The sequence below is a fragment of the Pseudomonas sp. S150 genome (assembly GCF_004526365.1).
Classification (GTDB): Bacteria; Pseudomonadota; Gammaproteobacteria; order Pseudomonadales; family Pseudomonadaceae; genus Aquipseudomonas; species Aquipseudomonas putida_A.
This window is the reverse complement of the sequence record NZ_CP038207.1, coordinates 3,007,739-3,026,140: the sequence shown is the minus strand read 5'-3', so window position 1 is coordinate 3,026,140 and position 18,402 is coordinate 3,007,739. Positions and strand designations below refer to the sequence as shown.

The 18,402-nt window shown below is 58.4% G+C and carries 18 protein-coding genes and 2 pseudogenes; 5 read left to right on the top strand and 15 right to left on the bottom strand.

Annotated elements, in window-relative coordinates:
• Positions 1-88: 88 nt before the first annotated feature.
• The gene (locus E3Z29_RS13825; RefSeq protein WP_134786019.1) at positions 89-604 is read left to right on the top strand and encodes a methylated-DNA--[protein]-cysteine S-methyltransferase; all 516 of its coding nucleotides are present in this window, start codon (positions 89-91) and stop codon (positions 602-604) included.
• Positions 605-731: 127 nt separating this feature from the next.
• Here E3Z29_RS13825 and E3Z29_RS13820 read toward each other — a convergent pair whose 3' ends face one another.
• The 11 genes and pseudogenes from E3Z29_RS13820 to E3Z29_RS13770 all read right to left on the bottom strand — a co-directional run bounded on the left by E3Z29_RS13820 (position 732) and on the right by E3Z29_RS13770 (position 11,941).
• The gene (locus tag E3Z29_RS13820; protein WP_096795624.1) at positions 732-1,322 is read right to left on the bottom strand and encodes an NUDIX domain-containing protein; all 591 of its coding nucleotides are present in this window, start codon (positions 1,320-1,322) and stop codon (positions 732-734) included.
• A 108-nt stretch (positions 1,323-1,430) separates the two neighbouring features.
• A complete protein-coding gene (locus tag E3Z29_RS13815) occupies positions 1,431-2,345 on the bottom strand; it encodes a RimK family alpha-L-glutamate ligase (protein WP_134786018.1) in 915 nt (304 codons plus the stop codon).
• Between the two features lie 48 nt (positions 2,346-2,393).
• Entirely contained in the window at positions 2,394-3,137 is a 744-nt protein-coding gene (locus tag E3Z29_RS13810) for an SDR family oxidoreductase (RefSeq protein WP_134786017.1), read from the bottom strand.
• Positions 3,124-4,275: a homoserine O-acetyltransferase gene (locus E3Z29_RS13805; RefSeq protein ID WP_081730311.1), complete on the bottom strand. Its 1,152-nt coding sequence runs from the start codon at positions 4,273-4,275 to the stop codon at positions 3,124-3,126. The genes E3Z29_RS13810 and E3Z29_RS13805 overlap by 14 nt, the downstream gene beginning before the upstream one ends.
• A 48-nt stretch (positions 4,276-4,323) precedes the next feature.
• Positions 4,324-5,286, bottom strand: coding sequence for a cysteine synthase A (cysK, locus tag E3Z29_RS13800; protein ID WP_027614693.1), 963 nt, complete (start codon positions 5,284-5,286; stop codon positions 4,324-4,326).
• Positions 5,273-6,130: a diaminopimelate epimerase gene (gene dapF / locus E3Z29_RS13795; protein ID WP_167734118.1), complete on the bottom strand. Its 858-nt coding sequence runs from the start codon at positions 6,128-6,130 to the stop codon at positions 5,273-5,275. Before dapF ends, cysK begins: the two co-directional genes overlap by 14 nt.
• The gene (locus E3Z29_RS13790; protein ID WP_049827968.1) at positions 6,123-6,962 is read right to left on the bottom strand and encodes an arginase family protein; all 840 of its coding nucleotides are present in this window, start codon (positions 6,960-6,962) and stop codon (positions 6,123-6,125) included. The genes dapF and E3Z29_RS13790 overlap by 8 nt, the downstream gene beginning before the upstream one ends.
• Positions 6,962-7,741, bottom strand: coding sequence for a YqcI/YcgG family protein (locus E3Z29_RS13785; RefSeq protein ID WP_049827967.1), 780 nt, complete (start codon positions 7,739-7,741; stop codon positions 6,962-6,964). Before E3Z29_RS13785 ends, E3Z29_RS13790 begins: the two co-directional genes overlap by 1 nt.
• Positions 7,742-7,950: 209 nt before the next feature.
• Positions 7,951-9,144, bottom strand: a pseudogene (locus E3Z29_RS13780) (pyridoxal phosphate-dependent aminotransferase); the annotation flags it as partial.
• A 47-nt stretch (positions 9,145-9,191) separates the two neighbouring features.
• A complete protein-coding gene (locus tag E3Z29_RS13775) occupies positions 9,192-10,403 on the bottom strand; it encodes an MFS transporter (RefSeq protein WP_134786016.1) in 1,212 nt (403 codons plus the stop codon).
• The gene (locus E3Z29_RS13770) at positions 10,400-11,941 is read right to left on the bottom strand and encodes an FAD/NAD(P)-binding protein (protein ID WP_081730309.1); all 1,542 of its coding nucleotides are present in this window, start codon (positions 11,939-11,941) and stop codon (positions 10,400-10,402) included. Before E3Z29_RS13770 ends, E3Z29_RS13775 begins: the two co-directional genes overlap by 4 nt.
• A 188-nt stretch (positions 11,942-12,129) precedes the next feature.
• On the opposite strand from E3Z29_RS13770, the gene E3Z29_RS13765 reads away from it, so the two are divergent.
• Complete coding sequence (locus E3Z29_RS13765) at positions 12,130-13,575, top strand: PLP-dependent aminotransferase family protein (RefSeq protein WP_167734116.1); 1,446 nt, start codon at positions 12,130-12,132, stop codon at positions 13,573-13,575.
• A 127-nt stretch (positions 13,576-13,702) separates the two neighbouring features.
• Here E3Z29_RS13765 and E3Z29_RS13760 read toward each other — a convergent pair.
• The 3 genes and pseudogenes from E3Z29_RS13760 to E3Z29_RS13750 form a co-directional block, all read right to left on the bottom strand.
• Positions 13,703-14,725, bottom strand: a pseudogene (locus E3Z29_RS13760) (chitinase); the annotation flags it as partial.
• Between the two features lie 40 nt (positions 14,726-14,765).
• A complete protein-coding gene (locus E3Z29_RS13755) occupies positions 14,766-15,401 on the bottom strand; it encodes a lytic polysaccharide monooxygenase auxiliary activity family 9 protein (protein ID WP_027614688.1) in 636 nt (211 codons plus the stop codon).
• 222 nt (positions 15,402-15,623) lie between these two features.
• Positions 15,624-16,061 carry a hemerythrin domain-containing protein gene (locus tag E3Z29_RS13750; protein WP_027614687.1) on the bottom strand — a complete coding sequence of 146 codons (438 nt, stop codon included), beginning with the start codon at positions 16,059-16,061 and terminating at the stop codon, positions 15,624-15,626.
• Between the two features lie 147 nt (positions 16,062-16,208).
• On the opposite strand from E3Z29_RS13750, the gene E3Z29_RS13745 reads away from it, so the two are divergent.
• Entirely contained in the window at positions 16,209-16,634 is a 426-nt protein-coding gene (locus E3Z29_RS13745; RefSeq protein WP_134786014.1) for a GNAT family N-acetyltransferase, read from the top strand.
• Between the two features lie 110 nt (positions 16,635-16,744).
• Here the strand turns inward: E3Z29_RS13745 and E3Z29_RS13740 are convergent, their stop codons facing one another.
• Positions 16,745-17,095 (bottom strand): hypothetical protein, encoded by a 351-nt coding sequence (locus tag E3Z29_RS13740; RefSeq protein WP_047601654.1) that lies wholly within the window; start codon positions 17,093-17,095, stop codon positions 16,745-16,747.
• A gap of 134 nt (positions 17,096-17,229) precedes the next feature.
• On the opposite strand from E3Z29_RS13740, the gene E3Z29_RS13730 reads away from it, so the two are divergent.
• A complete protein-coding gene (locus E3Z29_RS13730; protein ID WP_134787564.1) occupies positions 17,230-17,559 on the top strand; it encodes a DUF6388 family protein in 330 nt (109 codons plus the stop codon).
• 25 nt (positions 17,560-17,584) lie between these two features.
• On the top strand, positions 17,585-18,289 hold the full coding sequence (locus tag E3Z29_RS13725) for a YoaK family protein (RefSeq protein ID WP_027614683.1): 705 nt from the start codon (positions 17,585-17,587) through the stop codon (positions 18,287-18,289).
• The last annotated feature ends 113 nt before the right edge of the window (positions 18,290-18,402 follow it).

The following is an 18,402-nucleotide window of genomic DNA, read 5'->3' as shown; positions in this document are numbered from 1 at the left end:
CAAGCAGTATGGTCGCTATTACGATTTGCGCCTCCCCGCTCAGGCAGTATGCTGGGCGCTCTCGCCGTACCGATCCGGAGTTCTGCCCATGTCGTACACGTTCATCACCCTGCCCTCACCGGTCGGCGAATTGAAGCTGGTTGCGAACGGCTCACGACTGGCGGCCATCCTCTGGGAAAACGACAAACCGGGCCGGGTGCGCCTCGGTCCGATGAGCGAAGCGCCGGACAATCCGCTGCTGCAGCGAACCGCGCAGCAGCTTGAGGAATATTTTGCCGGCAAGCGTGATCGCTTCGACCTGGAACTGGATTTTGTCGGCACCGAATTTCAGATGAAGGTCTGGGCGGCGCTGCTGACTATCCCCTTTGGCGAGACGCGCACTTACAGCCAGATCGCCGAGCAGATCGGCAACCCGACGGCGGTGCGTGCGGTGGGCGCGGCGAACGGGCGTAACCCGATCTCGATTGTGGCGCCGTGTCATCGGGTGATCGGCGCGTCGGGGAAGTTGACCGGGTTTGCGGGTGGGCTTGAGGCCAAGGAGCGGTTGCTGACGCTGGAGGGCGGGGACTGGTCTGATGTCGGTAGAACAGGGGACCTGTTTTAACCCCGTAAATGCCATTGTGTAGCGAGGGCGCTTGCTCCCGCTCCAGTGCGCAGCACGGGCAAAAACCTGGGGCCGCTGCGCAGCCCAGCGGGAGCAAGCTCCCTCGCCACAATGGATTGGCGTTGAATCAGCTGTCGAAAAGGTTATTCATCGCCGCGTATTGCAGCAGCATGATGGTCTTGGCGTCGCAGATCTCGCCGCGCTGAAACGCCGCCAGTGCCTCATCGAAGCGCCACTCCAGCACTTCCAGTTCTTCGGTTTCCTCTTCCAGGCCGCCGCCCTCGCTGACCTTCGACTTCGCGTCGTATTCGGCGATAAAAAAGTGCAGCTTCTCGGTCACCGAGCCGGGGCTCATGTAGGCCTCGAAGACCTTCTTCACCTCATGCACGCGGTAACCGGTTTCCTCTTCGGCCTCGTCGCGGATCCGCTGTTCCGGCGCCGCACCTTCCAGCAGCCCCGCCGCCACTTCGATCAACAAGCCGTCGTGGCCGTTGACGAACACCGGCAAGCGAAATTGGCGGGTCAGCACCACCGTGCGCTTTTCGCGGTTGAACAACAGAATCGCCGCGCCATTGCCACGGTCGTAGACTTCGCGAGTCTGCCGCTGCCAGTCACCGTTGTTGCGCAGATAGTCGAAGGTGATTTTCTGCAACAGATACCAGTCGTGGGACAACACCTGAGTATCGACAATGTTGACCCGCTCGGCTGTCTTGGTCATGACGCCTGTTCCTTGTGCCATCGGAAAACGCCCATAGTCGAATAATCGCGCGCACAAAAAAAGCCCGGCAATGCTGTCGGGCCTGTTTACTGGTGTTCGCGGAGGGTGTCAGAGATCGACCAGGTGCCGGTCGATGCGCTTGAGCACGCCTTTGATCAGGTTCATCGCACTGTCGGCGCGAAACGGCAGGTTAAGCGAAGGCTCGCAAATCTCCATTTCCATGATCATCGGCCGACCGTCATAGTCGCGGATCACGTCGACCCGGCCGTAGAGCAACGGCAGCTCAAGCCCGAGCACCTCGGCAGAAGCCACCAGCGCCGATAGCGCCACCGCCTGCTCCTCGGCATCCGCCTCGCGCGGCTGGCGAAATTCGGGGGTCGGCACATTCACCGTACCGTCCGCCATGAGCATGGCGCCCTTGCGGATGGAATGGCTGAAGGTGTTATCGAAGAAGGTCAGGTCCGTCTCGCCGTAAGTGTCGATGGTGGTGATGTACGGCTGGATGATCACGTGCGAACCGCGCTTTTGCAGCGCGCGAATGTGCGCCAGCGCGGCCTGGGAACCGCCGCGGACAAATCTTTTCACTCCGCGCGAATACGAGCCGATCGTCGGTTTGACGACAAATTCGTGGCTGTCGGTGTTCGCGTCGAGGAAGTCAGCCAGATAACCCTCGGGAGCGTCGTCGGGCGCCAGGAACACACTCGGAATAATCGGCACGCCGCGCGCAGCAATGTCCTTCAGGTACAACTTGTTCAAGCCCCACCGGGCCACGGACGGCACGTTCAACAGGCAGGTCAGTGCATGCACCTTGTCGCACCAGGCAAAGAATTCGTCGAGGCTTTCAATGCAGTCCCACGGTGAACGGATCAATACGGCGGTATACGCCGCCCAATCGATTGACGGATCGTCCCAGAAGCACACATCGGCGTTGATCGACAGTTGCTTGCAGGCTTCAAGCAATGGCGGCATGTCGTAGTCAATGTGCAGGTTCGGCTTATCGGTGACGAGTGCAAGCTTAATCATGAAGAATCCTTTCTACTGAACAGTTGGAAGCAGAAAAACAGCGACGACTCACCAGGGAATCACGCGGTCCTGATGGCGGTAAGTGCCCGTGGGGCCATCGGCACCGATCAATGCCAGAGCGACACTGGTCCGCGCGCCTTCCTGCACATCGAGATCACCGGCGCCGTCATTCATGCCGGTTTTGGTGTAACCGGGGTGCACGGCATTGACCTTGACGGGCGTGTCGCGAAGCTCGTAAGCCAGATGAACCGTCCACGAATTCACCCCGCTTTTACTGGCGCTGTAGCCCGGCAAGGATTTGAACATCGGTGAATAGGCGTAAGAATCGACGTCCGTATGGGTGGTGAGCGATGCCAGCAGACTGGATACGTTGACGATGCGTCCGGCCGCAGATTGACGAATCAGCGGCAGACAATGCTGGGTCACCGCGACCATGCCGAACAGGTTGGTTTCAAACGTCTGGCGCCACTGTTGAAGTGGTTGTTGCGAAGGGTTCAACCCGTAGGATTCGATACGGATCGCAGCGTTATTGATCAGGATATCCAGTCGGCCGAACTTCGCCTCCAGCAATTTGACCGCCGAGGCGATGCTGTCTTCATCCGTGACATCCAGCAGGCACGGGAACGCCTTCAGGCCCATGTCGACCAATTCGTCGGCCGCCTGAGCGACAGCCTGATAATTCCTGCCACTGAGCACCACCGTCACGCCCTCGGCGGCCAGTTGTCGCGCCACCTCGAAACCGATGCCACGGTTGGCACCGGTCACCAATGCAACCTTGTCAAAATCGTTCATCGTGCAACTCCAGACAACGCTCCGCCCTGCCCGCAGGAAGGACGGAACCAATACGATTCATGAAATGTTCCAGCAGCGGCCCGAACGCCCGCAGATCGGTCAGAAAGGCGTCGTGGCCGTCCGGGCAATCGAGCCGGACAAAGGTCACCTCGGCACCATCCTGCTCGAGCCCTTGAGCGATGTGCTGCTGTTGCGCAACAGGAAACAGCGTGTCGCTCTCGACGCCGACCACCAGAACCTGCTCCAGCCCGGCAGTCTGAAAACCGCCCTGCGGCGGCGTCAGACAGGCATAAAGATCAATCGCGCGGCTTAGCTGCAGATAACTGTTAGGGTCGAAATCCCGTGCGAATCGCCAGGCATTGGCCTGCAGATAATCCTCGACTTCAAAGTCGTGGGTCATGCCGGCGGATTTCCCCGCCGCCTGATCGCTGCGGCTGAAACGGCGATTCAATTGCGCGCCGGAGCGATAACTCAACAGGCCGATCTTGCGGGCTAGCGTCATGCCGTGGATCGGGCGCGCATCCGGCGAATACTCGCCACCGGCCCACAGCGGATCACTGCGAATGGCTTCCCGCTGCAATGAACGCAAGGCCGTGGACACGGGAAGCGAACTGGCCGCGCCGCACAGGTTGATGTGATGCCGGACAAACCCCGGATGCCGGGTCAACAGGGCCAGCGCACACATGCCCCCCATCGAAGCGCCGATCAGGCAGGTCACTTGCGCCATGCCCAGCGCTTTCACGGCCATGACGATCGTGTCGACGATGTCTTCGATGCTCAGCTCGGGAAAGCGCGACTGGTAAGGCCTGCCACTCGCCCGCTCGGTGGACAGCGGCCCCGTCGAGCCCTTGCAACCCCCCAGATAGTTGAAACAGATCACATACCAGCGGTCTGTATCGATCGGCTTGCCAGAACCGGCGAAGTCCTCCCACCAGCCCGCCTCAGGATCGCGGGCGACACTGCAGACGTGGCTGTTGGCGGACATGCCGGGCAGCACCAGGACGATGTTGTCGCGACGATCATTCAGTTGCCCGAACGTCTCATACGTCAGCCTGAAATCTTCCAGTACACCTCCACGATGCATTGGAAACGGGCGCGCGAACTCGATGTAATCTGCTGCCGGAAGAGTTTCCACCATGATGCTAATCCCTTAGAGCGCCTGCTTCGCCAAGTAACCGGTTGCCTGTTACGGCTCGAGCGACTGCAACCAGTCATCGTCGGAACCTTCGGCGATGCCGTCCATCAGGAACGTCGAGAGATAACGTTCACCGGTATCCGGCAACATGGCCAGCAGCACCGAACCGGCCGCTGCGGTCTCGGCAACCTTCAACGCTGCGGCGACCGAAGCGCCCGAAGAAATGCCGACGAAGATCCCCTCTTCCCTGGCCAGGCGCTGCGAAGTGTCACGTGCTTCGTACTCGTTCACGGTCAGGACTTTGTCGATGACGGTCTTGTCCATGATGGTCGGCGTGAAGTTGGGCGCGAGTCCCTGAATCTGGTGCACGCCCCAGGTGCCGCCCGACAGCAACGCAGCATTTTCCGGTTCTGCGGCAACGATCTGCACCGCAGGTCGCGCGACTCGCAGCATCTGGCCAACGCCGGTCAGTGTGCCGCTGGTGCCGAAACCGGTGACAAAGTAGTCCAGGCGTTTACCGGCAAAATCACCGAGGATTTCGGTGGCGGTGGTTTCGCGGTGATAGGAAGGGTTGGCCGGGTTATCGAATTGTCGCGATCTGAACCAGCCAAACTTCTGCGCCAGTTCATCGGCAATCTGGTTGCCGCCGCTGCTGCCCAGGTGAGCAGGAAACAGCAGAACCTTGCCGCCATAGGCACGAATCAGCTTGCGCCGTTCGATCGAGTAACTGTCGGACATGATCGCCACGAAGTTATAGCCGCGTGCCGCGGCAACCATCGCCAACGCAATGCCGACGTTGCCGGAGGTGCATTCGGCGATCGTATCGCCAGGCTTCAACAGGCCTCTGGCTTCGGCGTCGAGTACCACCGCCAGCGCCAGCCGGTCCTTGACCGAACCGCCGGGGTTGAACGACTCGACCTTCACATAAATGCTGACGTGTTCCGGGGCGAGCCTTTGCAGCTTGACGATTGGCGTACGGCCGATCGTGTCCAGAATGCTTTCATACAACGGCATGAGCGAGTTCTCCATCAAATACGAATTCAGCAGGGCCGGAGAGGTACATCGCGGACAAGTCACTCTCCCATGTCACTTCAAGGGTTCCGCCGGGCAGTTCGACATCGACCGAGCGGTCGACCCGCCCGGCCCGCGCCAGCACCGCGACCGCCGCGCAGGCACCGCTGCCGCAGGCCAGCGTCTCGCCTGCGCCGAATTCGTAGACCTTGAGTTTTATCCTGTTGCGCGATTGCAGCTGTACAAACCCGACGTTGACGTCAGGAGAGAAATACCCGGAGTTTTGCAGGGCACTGCCGACAGTTGGAATCTCATACTGATCACGCTCGGCTTCGATCACCGCATGCGGGTTGCCCATCGATACCGCCGCACACGCCAGGTGTTGCCCGGCGAGTTCGAGTTGATAAGCCGACTGCGCCTGGTCGAAGCCGAACACCGGGATGGCGGCGGGCGAGAAATTCGGTGCGCCCATGCTGATCTGATAGTTGCCGTCCTCCATGACCCGGACCCGGTGGGTACCGGAGGGACTGTCGAGGGTGAACTCGGACGCCTCCGTCAGGCCTGCCCGAACCAGCCATGCGGCGACACACCGCGCGCCGTTGCCGCATTGCCGGGAGGACTCGCCCTGCGCCGTCCAGATATCGAACGAGGCCACGGACGATGGATTGCGCGCCGCCTTGACGCCCAGAACCATATCGGCGCCGATACCTTTATGGCGGTTAGCCAGGTACTTGCACAATTCGCGCGACGGATCCTGCGCATCACGCAGATCGAGAATGATCATGTCATTGCCCGCACCGTGCATCTTGCTGAAACGCAGCCGGGCAGCAGCAGGCGGCTTATGCATGGCACACACTCGCCTCAAGACACGCTTTGGACAGGAGCGGGTCAACGATATCGATGATGCACTGGGTCGCACGCTGTGCCGTCGCCGCATCGCAGGAGGCGTTGAACTCGGCGATTTCCAGGCCGACGATCTGCTCCAGCGGAATCGCTCCCAGGATCGCCGCGAGCTGTTGCGGCAGCAGACCGTCAGGCACTGCGTAGTCGGCGGGCACGTAGCCAGGCTCAAGAGAGTCCCAATCGATGTGCACCCAGACCTTCGATTGGCCGATCGCGCTGCGCACCGCTTCGGCGGTGGCCTGCTGCGGAGAAAGCGTGCGCACATTATTGGCGCTCAGCAGACGCTGCTCTTGCCCGTCGATGTCACGCGCGCCGACCAGAATAACGTTCTCCGCACGCACACCGGCGCCACAGCCGCTGTCCCAGAGGCCACATAAGGCAGACACCACCATCCCGCCCAGGTAGCCCGTGTCAGTGGTCGTCGGAATATTGAAGTCACCATGGGCATCGACCCACACCAGACAAAGGTCCGGGTAATGCCTGGCAACCGCAGGTACGCTGCCCAGGCTGGCCGGGCAGGTGCCGTTGATGACCACTGTGAGTTGCTGCTCCTCTACCGCACAGGCCACGGCGCGATGCAGCGAATCGATCTGCTCACGTCCTGCCGGCAGACTGACTGTCCAGTCATCCGCCGCCGGCTCGCAGCTGCCGTCACCGATATACAGCGGCGCTACACCGTACTTTGCTTCAAGTGCCGACGCGGCCTTCAACGCGCCGATACGGGTAAATGCCGTGCGGTCTGCCACTCTGCCGTTGGATACAATCAACTTGAACATCAGGCTTCCTCTTTATTTTCATGGCTGGAATGTTTGAACGGGCAAACATCCGTGCGCTCTGCATTTTCTTCAATCAAACCGTATTGCCACCACTCTTTGGCGTCAGAGCCGAAGCCGCCCAATTGCAAGGCGTGGGGTACCGAATCATATTTAAGGATGCGTTTGCGTATATTGGCGCGAACATTACGTCCGCCCACGGTATCGCCGGCAAATACATCGAAGCGTTCACGCGGATTAATGACTAACGCAAATCTCGACCCGAGGTTTCTGCTCTTGCGAAGTTTGTGTGCGGGAGAACTCATATTCACAAACAGTTGCATTCCCGCGAAGCACATCGACCAGAACGGTGACTCCGGGTCGACATCGACGCTGTCCGGCCACGGGCTTTCATCCAGCCAGTGCAGGCTCTGCAGCACGCCCCACCCGGCGGCCTGATACTCCTGCGCGGTACTCGCCGATATCGCATCGGTTGAAAAGAACACGATGAGCGGATAAGCGTCCTCGATTGAACCACTCCATGTTCTGGAAAGCGTTACATACTCTTTCAAGCCTTCAGCCAGTTTCGCCAGCCCTTGAGCATCCAAAGTGTCGACAAATACAAACTTGATCGAAGACTTCTTGAATGCATTCTTGGAAAAGATGCAGGGAAAGTCGGACCCTGCTCCAAGTCGCTCTTCCAGTTCATTCAAGGCCTCTTTCTCCCAATCGGCCCCATGATGATTAACCTCATCCTGAGAAAGCATGACCCGATAAGAAACCTGCGCATCAAAGTTCCGCATACTCATTCCTTTATGCTGCACAACTTAGAGAGATGGCCGAGTGTGGCATCCAGCCGTCTGGCACTTTGCGCTGTCACACCTGCCACGAACTTACGTCTGGCATGACAACTTGCTTACTTGATCTGCGTCTGGAATCAGAAGACCGGCCACAGGTCCCGGGCGTTATTCGCCACTCGACGAACGCTCAGGTTGTTGACTGACCTGCTGCTGATGAATCGATGAATCCGCGCCATCGCGTCTTCGATGTCCGGCAATGCCGGCAACGTGACCACGCGGAAATGGTCGGGCGCGGGCCAGTTGAACGCGGTTCCCTGAACCACCAGCAGCCTTTCCGACATCAGCAGTTCGAGGACAAACTTCTCGTCATCCTTGATCGGGCAAATTTTCGGATCGATCCTTGGAAATGCGTACAGCGCGCCCATCGGCTTGACGCAACTGACGCCGGGAATAGCGTTGAGCAGTTCATGCACCCGGTTGCGCTGTTCGAGCAGGCGCCCCTGAGGCAAGACCAGGTCATTGATACTCTGGTAACCCCCCAGCGCGGTCTGGATCGCATGCTGGGCCGGAACGTTGGCGCACAGGCGCATGTTCGCCAGCATGTCGATGCCTTCGATGTAGCCGGCGGCATGCTGCTTCGGCCCGGAAATCACCAGCCAGCCGGAGCGGAAACCGGCCACCCGGTACGACTTGGACAACCCGTTGAAGGTCAGGCACAGCAGGTCCGGCGCCAGCGAGGCGGTGCTGATGTGCACAGCTTCGTCGTAGAGAATCTTGTCGTAGATCTCGTCGGAGAACACCACCAGATTGTGCTGGCGCGCGATCTCCAGCATTCCCAGCAGCACGTCTCGCGGATACACCGCACCGGTGGGATTGTTGGGGTTGATGATCACCAGCGCTCGGGTGTTGGGGGTGATTTTGGCCCGTATGTCATCGAGGTCCGGCCACCAGTCCTGCTGCTCGTCGCACCTGTAGTGCACCGCATTGCCCCCGGCAAGACTCACCGCGGCGGTCCACAACGGATAATCCGGAGCAGGCACCAGCACTTCGTCGCGGTTGTTCAGCAGCGCCTGCAGTGACATCACAATGAGCTCGGAGACGCCATTGCCCAGGTAGATATCGTCGACGCCGACGCCCTCGATCTGCTTCTGCTGACAGTACTGCATGACGGCCTTGCGGGCGCTGAACAAGCCTTTGGAGTCACTGTAACCTTGCGCCGTCGGCAAATTACGGATCACATCCTGGAGTATCTCGTCGGGCGCCTCGAAACCGAAGGGCGCGGGATTGCCGATATTCAACTTGAGAATGCGCTGGCCGTCCTCCTCCATCTTTCTGGCCTGCTCCAGTGCCGGGCCACGAATGTCATAACACACACTGTTCAACTTCAGCGATTTCAGATACTGCACGACTACACATCCTTGTTTTTTTTATCAGGGTCGCAGCAACAGCAAACTCAGGTCCGAGAGACTGCCTTCAACTGTTCTTCCGGGGACTTCGACAGTGCCCGCGACATATTCAGGAAAACGAACAACACGACAATCGGAATGGCGATAAACAGTGCCAGGCCACGAACGCCCAGTTCGGAAAAGGAACTGACCAGCAAACCGTAACCGGCCCCCGCCGCCATCTGGAAAAAGAAAAACTGCCCGGAGGAGATACCGATATCGCGACTGACACTCTTCAATAGCCCGGCCTGAGTCGCGGGAATCACCATCCCGACCGACAACAGAATGAACACCATCGGAATCAGCAGCGCCGGCAGCACACTGCCAAACACCGACAGCAGAATGCCCAGCAACATGCACCCGGCCATGCCTACCCTGCTTCCAAGCAGCAGGATCTCGTTCAACGCCCACCTGGCGCTCAATGCTCGCGCCAACGTACTGCCAATCACATAACCGACGGCGCACAGGGAGATCACCGCGCCGTAACCCAGGCTGGACATGCCCAGTTCCGTCTGCAACGCATAAGTCGAACAGGACAGGAACACGAAGTAACTCATCCACACCAGACTGATGCCGGCGGCATAAGCCAGATAATCCGCATTTCTGAAGTTGGCGGCATAAACGGCAATGATGCTGCGCCCCGTCGAATCCGATGCCCCCGGAGAGGTGTCGACCTGCCAGAAAAGCACCAATGCCGCGAGATTGAACATCCCCACGCCGCCCATCATCCAGCGCCATCCCAGCGAAGGTAACAACATGCCGCCGAGCAACGGTGCGATACACGGCGTGAGCGCTATCGCCGAGGCAAGGGTGGTGAGAATTCGCAGGCGTTTGCTTTCCGGATAATCGGATTTCACGATCAGCCTGGTGGTTACGGTCCCTACACACCCTCCGAGGGCCTGCATGAAACGCGCAACCGCAAACAGGTAAAAGGAGTCCGAGAACGCTGCAAGCAGGCACCCGGCAGCACAAATCAGTAACCCCGAAATCTGTACGCGACGGGCTCCGATACGATCGGCAAGAATCCCCGCCAATACCACGGACAACGCATACCCGATCATGTAAACAACAAACGTTTCCTGAATCGCCTCATGGGGGACTCGAAACTCCTCCGCCAGTTTTGCAACGGTGGGCGTCATCAGGCCGAGTCCAAGCTGCGGCACGATTACGGCCGACAACAACGCTGCAGGTAACAGGATTCCGGGGCGGCTGGATTTCACGCAGAAAGCTCCTTGAGGTATTGATCAGTCGTCAGCAAATGCGGCAGAACCCGATCGATCTGACGTGTGATCATGGCCAGTGAACTGGTGTAGTAATGGTTACCGGCAGCCAGTTGGCCCAAGGCATAAATAGCGTCGCTGGCCTTGCCACTGCGGTCGATGACCTTGTGCGAGCCGAATGACACGTGCAGTCCACCAAACGGATGGTGCTGAGCGACGCCATTGTTGACCATCGAAGACACCAGCTCGGTACCGGTCTGCCCGACACCACCGGTTTCAGATCGCGTGGCGTTGATGACCCAGTCGGCATGACAGGCGCCTGCCTGGTAATTCAGGACGAAACCGCCTCCGGGACTCAGTTCCACGCCCTTCAGGCCAGGACGAATCACGAGGTGCCCGGATTCGAGCATGTTGCGCAACTTGTTGGCCGTTGCCGGAGGCATCGGGTTGCACAGGCTCATGAAAATCGAGTGATAGTTGGCCATGTAATAACTGCGATCGCCCGCACTCAGGCTGTCCCAGGCCAGCTCGACGTAGTCGTTGGCAATATCAATCAGGATGGACAGCCACTTTTCGCCGCGGGCCGACGCCTGAAGATGGCGCTCCAGCCGCTCGAACGGCAGTTGACCTGGCGCCAGTTCAGCCTTGAGCTTCTCCAGATCCACGCCTTGGGCTGTCAGTTCGAAGGTGATCAGGCCAAGCCATTTCGACCAGGAGATCATCCCCGCTTCATCACGCAGCTCTTCGATGCGTTCGCGGGTGATGACCTTGTAAGTGAAGTCGTGATGCGGCATGCGCACCGCTGGCAGCAGCGCATTGCGCGACAGCATGACGATCTTGCCGCGGTGTCCCTGGGCATTCAGGGCCAGGACTGCATCGACAGCGGAGAGGCTGGAACCAATGATCGCCACCTGATCGTCGCCGCCAATCGCGGAAAACTTGGTCCACATCGGATACGGATTGCCGATGTAGTTTTGGGAGCAGGCCAACGAGAAGATATCCGCCGGTTCAGCGGTACCGATGCACAGAATCACCCGGTCGAACACTTGTTGCGGCCCGTTTTCGACACCGACGACTGCTTTGTCATCGTGCATTGTCAGGCTGGTGACCTTTTGCCCGATCACCCGAATCGGCCGCTTGAGGTCGCGCGCCAGCGCCACTTGCTCGGCAAAACAATCGGACAGGTACTCACCAAAATAGTGACGGGGCAAGAAATCAAGTTGCGCCAGTGCACTTCCATATTTATGAGTGACCCATCCTACAAAGTGCCGGGGATCGTCACTTTTCACGGACATGAAGCGGGCTTGGCGATTAATCAATCCATAATCACCATCGTTTTGATAAGCGCGACCTGGACCTATTTTCTTGTCAGGCTCATAGAGGGTAATTGCAACATCCATATTTTTCAGCTTAACGTCGCGCTGCAACGCATCAATTACACTAATCGCTGTTGCACCCCCTCCGACTATCGCAATCTTTAGTTGCGGCTCGCGATGATTAGTCTTATTGAGTGTTGACAGTTTTTCAAAAGCAGTCATTGCCGACGATATCCCTATACCAATCCAGTTTCTCTTGACCCCAATGACTCGCGCGCCACCCCTCAACGCGTTAGCTTGAGCGGCGTTGAGCGTATTTGTATGCCGCGCTAAGATGAAGATCCATTAAATGGATTTTGGTGTGTACCACTATGACCAGAGGTAAGCGGCCAGTTGGCCTCGACCTAGTCTTGCCGTTCGAATTGACCGAACATTCGCTGTCCACCAAACATCAGCTTTTGTGCCGTTTCCTTGAACACCTGATCAGCTCCGGTCGGCTCCAATCCGGCGAAGCGCTGCCCTCCACGCGTACGCTTGCGCAAAGATGGGGAGTTTCCCGAGGGACCCTGGAAACTGTTTTCGATCAATTGCGCGAAGAAGGTTTCATCATTCGCAAGCGAGGTGCCGGCTCGGTAGTCTGCGCAACATTGCCGGATAATCTGATCGCCGCCGCCAGAACTAAGGAACTGCAAGTCGAACTTGATACTCACCGGTCATCCGATTCACCTGCTCCCATTACTTATTTACAGCCGTATGTACCGTTTATTGCCAGACTGGCCGATCCGGGATTGCTCGAAGAAAAAGATGTAAAGTCGTTATGCACACCTTCCGCCAAAGACCTCGCCACCGCAGTATCGGCCTCGTCACTCGGCGGTGACGAGAACTTGCGCAAGTCCATTTGCGACCATATCCAGATCTACCGGGGAATTGACTGCTCACCTCAGGACATCGTGATTACCCACGGCATCAGGCACTGTCTCGACCTCATCAGCCGGGTATTGGGAAAAGAGGCCGTCGTTGCCATGGAAGATCCCGGCTATTACTGGGCCCGGCGGATATTCAATTGTTCCGGCAACACAATCATCGATATTCCAGTGGACGATGCAGGTCTGATCGTTGAAGCGTTGTCACCCGCCAGTCCGGTTCAGGCCATTTATGTCACGCCCTCTCACCAGGCTCCTTTGGGTGTCTGCATGAGCATGGCACGCCGCAAGGCTCTGCTGGCCTCGGCGACCGCAGCCAATGCGATCATCATCGAGGACGACTACGACAGCGAATACAACTATGGCAGTGCTCCCCTGCCCGCCATCAAATCAATAGATACAAACGACCGGGTGATTTTCTGCGGCAGCTTCAATAAAACCCTGTTCAGCAACTTTCGTCTGGGCTTCATGGTCATTCCCAAACATTTACAGAAGAAAGTCATCAACCTCATCGAAGACACCGGCCAGACGCCAGGCATACTGGGTCAGCTCGCACTCAACCAGTTTCTCTGCACCGGAAAATATGTACGGCATTTGCGCATCTCGCGACAGACGTATCAACATCGACGCGATTTGCTGATCTCAAAGCTGCGAGAAAACCCTGATCTGCAGATTTCCGGCGAGCAATCCGGATTACATTTTGTGCTCTGGTTACCCACAGACATTGATGAAAGAGAATTCTGCGCACGGGCTGCCCTCTTCAATCTTTGCCTGCAACCGGTATCCGCATTCACCAGCAGTCACGCGGTCAAACCCGGCGTGCTGATTGGCTACGCGGCGCTTACCGATACGCAGATCAATCAGGCGGCTGCCTGCTTGCTGGATCTCGTCCAGTCATTCACTCAATGTATCGAGCGCGTCCCAATCGGATAAGCAACCCGCTCCGCTATGACTCACACCCGAGCATTGTTTGCCTGGCCCACGCAAAAAAGCCCGGCAGCGCTACCGGGCTCTTTAATTGCTGCTAACGGGCGACGCGCGACAACGTGTCATCCGTTTCCTGTGCCGCTGTTTTCGCTCCGTGAATCAGCGGTCCATAACGCCGACTGAATTCCCAGCCATACGGCACGCGATCCTTGCTGACGCCGTTGTCCCAGTTTACCGACCAGGTCATCAGGCCCTTGATCGGCAGCCCTTTGATCGCCAGACGTTTGAGCGCATTGCCGACGGCGGTGCTGTCGATCACGTAACCGGTGGCAGCCGCATCGACGTTGGCCGGCAGGCCGATGACGAATTTGTCCGCCGGGATTTTGGTGAAGCCCCGGGTGCCGGTCACCAGACTTTCGGTCAGGTAATAGAGGAAGTCCTCTTTCAGCGCATCGTTGTTCTGCGCGATCCATGCACCATTGCCATTATTGGCTTCCGGCACCCAGACCCCGTCGCCGCCCTGGTTGTAGAACTGCGGCGCGATGAAGTCGTAATAGCCTTCAAGTGCCTGCAGGTAACCGACGTATTTGCCATTGGTGGTCAGGTACGGAAACTCCGGGGCCATGCTGATGATGAAGTGCTTGCCCTGGCCTGCGTAGTGATCCTTGACCAGTTTCAGCGCGGCCGGCAGCACGGTCTTGTTGGCGGCGAAATCAATCGCGCTCTGTTCAAGATCGATGTCCAGCCCATCGAAGCCGTAGGTTTCCACCAGACGGATAATCTCATTGGCCAGTGGTTGTTCCTGTCCGGCCCGCAACTCGATGTGCGCATCGGCGCCACCCAGGGACAAGAGCACCGCCCGCCCCTGGCTGTTGAGCACGCCGACCTGACGCCGGAACTCGGCATCGGAGACGTTGTACGGCTTGAAGGTTGGAATCCCGCTGCCCTTCATGAACGCCACCGCGACCACGTTGTACTCCTTGGGCACCGCTTCCAGAGCTATTTCGGCGAAGCGGCCCTGACGATAGCCGTCACTTGGACCCGCCGGCCAGTTGTGCCAGAAGCCCATGAGTATTTTTTTGCCGGCGATGCTCGGCATCAGCGAGGCCGCGTCGGCCGCCTGGTTTTGCACTAGCGTGAAGTCGATATTTGACATGTTCTAATCCTTCAGAACCTGTGAGTTGAGCGTAACGCCGTTATTTGAAGTCGACGTCGAACGCCTGATAGAACGCGTTGCCGGTGTTGGCGACGATCCACATCAGCACGATGACGTGACGGCCCTTTTTGGTGGCCGGCAATTTCACCGAATGATTGACCTTGGCCTTCAATTCCCCCGGATAGCTGTAATACGGCACTTGAGTGTAGAAGTCTTCGGCGAAAGGCTGCGCTTCGAGTTGTGCACGGGAAATACGCTGTTTCGGATCCCAGCCATCCTTGGTGATCAGCCAGCGATAACCACGGGTGGTGTGTGGCGCGGTGTATTCCCACTTCACTTCCAGTGTCTGGCCCGGGGTGACACTGAGCAGTGGCCAGCTGAACGGACGATTGAGCTTTTTGCTCATTTCCTCGTCGGTGAAGTTCACGCAGTCACGGGCATCGGTCTTGCCACCGCTGAGGATGTAACCGTCGGCGGGCGGCGTGACACTGTCACTGTCGCTGCCATAGGGAGCAGGAAAAGGTCCTGCCGTCAGCGCCGGGAAGTTCTTGCCGCCTTCCATTTCGTTGACCTGCCAGGCACCGAGCAATCCTTGCTCGATGGCTACCGCACCGCGGCTGGCTGGGGAGGTGACGCGACCGTGTCGCAGTTGGGTTTGAGCTTGTGGTTGATTCATGTTTTTCACTCCGTTGATTTAAGAACTCTCCTGTCCGAGGAGAGGCCTTCAAGCTAACGGAGGTGGTTTTTTTGTCCATCGGCGGTTTTGTCGCAGTCAATCGGCGTCTCAAGTCAAAAACGCCGAAAACACTGGATGAATATACAGTCAATTACGACAAGACCCACCCAACGCATGGCCAAAGGCCTACACGCCGACACTGCAAAAACTGGCATTCAGTACTCATGGCAGTTGCGCCTGGTACTCCTTTTCGTACTGGCCAGCGAGCTGTTCCTTTTGCTTGTCATCGAGCAATTTTCCGGCCATCTGGAAGAACTTCTGCTCTTCTTCCTTGAGATGGTGATGGACTTTGTCGGAGAGCTTCTTCGCCGTTGCCAGCCACGCCGGGCTGGACATCTCGGTCTCGTCCAGCTCTTCCATCATCTCGTCCATTTCATGGTGCTCGGAGATGGCGTGGCGACTGAGGTCAACACCGTTGTCGAACTCCATCAGCGGGATGTAGAAGTGGCGCTCTTCGGCGGTTTCGTGGGCCTGCAGCTCGGCTTTCAGTTGTTTATAGGCTTCAACCCGCTCCGGGGTGTCGCCGCTGGTTTCGACCAGGGCTTTGGCGTAACTGCGCTGGCGGTCGTGGCTTTCGCGAAGGGCTTCGAAAATATTCATGGGGGATCCTCATCAACCGCGTTCGGAATGACGCTGTAAAAGCTAGACCCCGGCGCGACAGCGGCGGTTCCAAAGGGATGAGGAAGGACTTGGAAGACGCTCCCCGGGCAGGATAGGCTGGCGGTTCATCTCACAAGGAAGTTGCACATGACGTTGCGAATCGAGCTGTCGCAGAACCCTACGGAAGAACAGCGCAAAGCCATTCTCGAGCCTTTGATTGCGTATAACGACGCCCGGACCGGTGGTTCCACATCTGAACCTTTCGCCCTGCTGGTGCGCGATGAACAGGGCACGATTCTCGGCGGTTTGTACGGCCGGGTGATCTTCCAGTGGATGTACATCGAGTTGCTGTGCGTCCCGGAACAGGGTCGCGGCCAACGCATCGGCTCGGAACTGATGGCCATGGCGGAAAATCTGGCCAAGGAGAAGAACTGCCTGGGCATCTGGCTGGACACCTTCGATTTTCAGGCGCCGGAGTTTTACAAGAAGCTGGGATTCAGCCAGTTTGGCGAGATCGTTGATTACCCGCCGGGGCATAGCCGGCATTATTTCCAGAAGCGCTTGATCGGTTGAATTCATTGGCCTCATCGCGAGCAGGCTCACTCCTACAGGATCGGTGGCAAACACAAATCCAGTGTGGGAGCCAGCCTGCTGGCGATAACGGCAGCCGCTTCAACGCATGATCAGAGGCAGGTCGCCAACGCCGCCAACCGGCGTTTGGCAACAAAATCATCCTTCTGCGCGTAGTAGTTGAGCACGGTTCCCGACGCATCGCTGGTCACGTCGACAAATGACTCTGCGGAACGGGTGTACACCGTCGAGCCACCCTTCTTGCCCGGTTGCAGATACGCTCCGGCGTCCACGCCAAACACTGCTTCGTCCTGCCAGCCGAACTGTACGCACTGAGCGACAACTTTCTCCGGCTTGTCCGAGGTCAGAACCTTGTACGGGGCTTTGGTGCGAGAATCGTCCATCACCGAACCCGCGCAACCAGCCAGCACGGTCGCGGCCAGCGCTACCATCAGAATTCGCATTGCATTCGCTCATTCAGAAAAAAGCGGACTGTATCACCGCAACAGGCAAAATCGTTCTGCTTTACTGCATTTATAGCGCGACATGCGACAGCCGCTCCGGCACCCTAAGGTCATCAGCCTCACAAGGAACACACATGGCGCCCACCGACCAGCGACATGAACAAGCCCTGAAATTGTTTCTCGACGCGCGCCCCGAATTGCGCGAAACCCTCGATCATCTCAATCCGCTGCTGGCCCAGGCCAAGGGTGAAACCGCTGCGCAATATCGTGAAGAACGTCTGCACGAAGCCTTCGAGGCCGAAGCTGAAGAACAGGGGCTGTTCGCCTGGGAACTGACCTTGCTCCTGACGGCCGCTACGCCCGAGGAGTATCAGGCCCAGCGCATGGAGGTGCATCGCGAGGTAGCGGAAATGGCCCACATGAGCTGGAAGGATTACTGCGATCTGTATGGGCTGGAACCGTAAACGCCGCTGAAGGATATCGTCGCCGATGCTGCCCTCCACTTCGACTCACCGCGCCACCTCCGGGCATCTGCATCGGCAGAAATGGCGCGGGCGCATCGGTCTGGCGCTGGTGGCCAGCCTGTCAGTGCTGGCGGGCATGACCGACGCGATCGGCTTCATGGCCAGCGGCGATTTCGTTTCTTTCATGAGCGGTAATACCACGCGGCTGGCGGTGGCGATCAGTGACGGCGACCTCGGACTGACTTTGCGCCTGATCATCCTCGTCGTCACCTTCGTGATCGGTAATGCCTTGGGGATCGTGATCGGGCGCCTCGGTGGTCGGCGCACATTGCCCTTGTTGCTGTGCATCGCCACCCTGCTTTGCCTGGCGGCGGCATGGCCGTACGACACGCAACTGCCGGCGCTGCTGGCGGCGATCATCGCGATGGGCATGCTCAACGCGGCGGTCGAGGAAGTGAATGGCCTGCCAGTGGGCCTGACGTACGTGACCGGAGCGCTGTCGCGGTTCGGCCGTGGACTGGGGCGCTGGATGCTCGGCGAACGCCGTAATGGCTGGCGGGTGCAACTGGTGCCGTGGAGCGGGATGTTCATCGGCGCGATACTCGGCGCAGTGCTGGAACATCATTTCGGACTTCGGGCATTGTTCGCCAGCGGCTTGCTGGCGGCGGTGCTGGGCGTGCTGTCCCTGAGCATTCCGCGGCGCTGGCAACTGGGCTATATGCCGCGCTGAAATACGATCCTGTGGGAGCGGGCTTGCTCGCGAAAGCGGTGCATCAGTCAAAGATGTGTCGAATGACCCAACGCCTTCGCGAGCAAGCCCGCTCCCACAGAGGGCATGTGCTT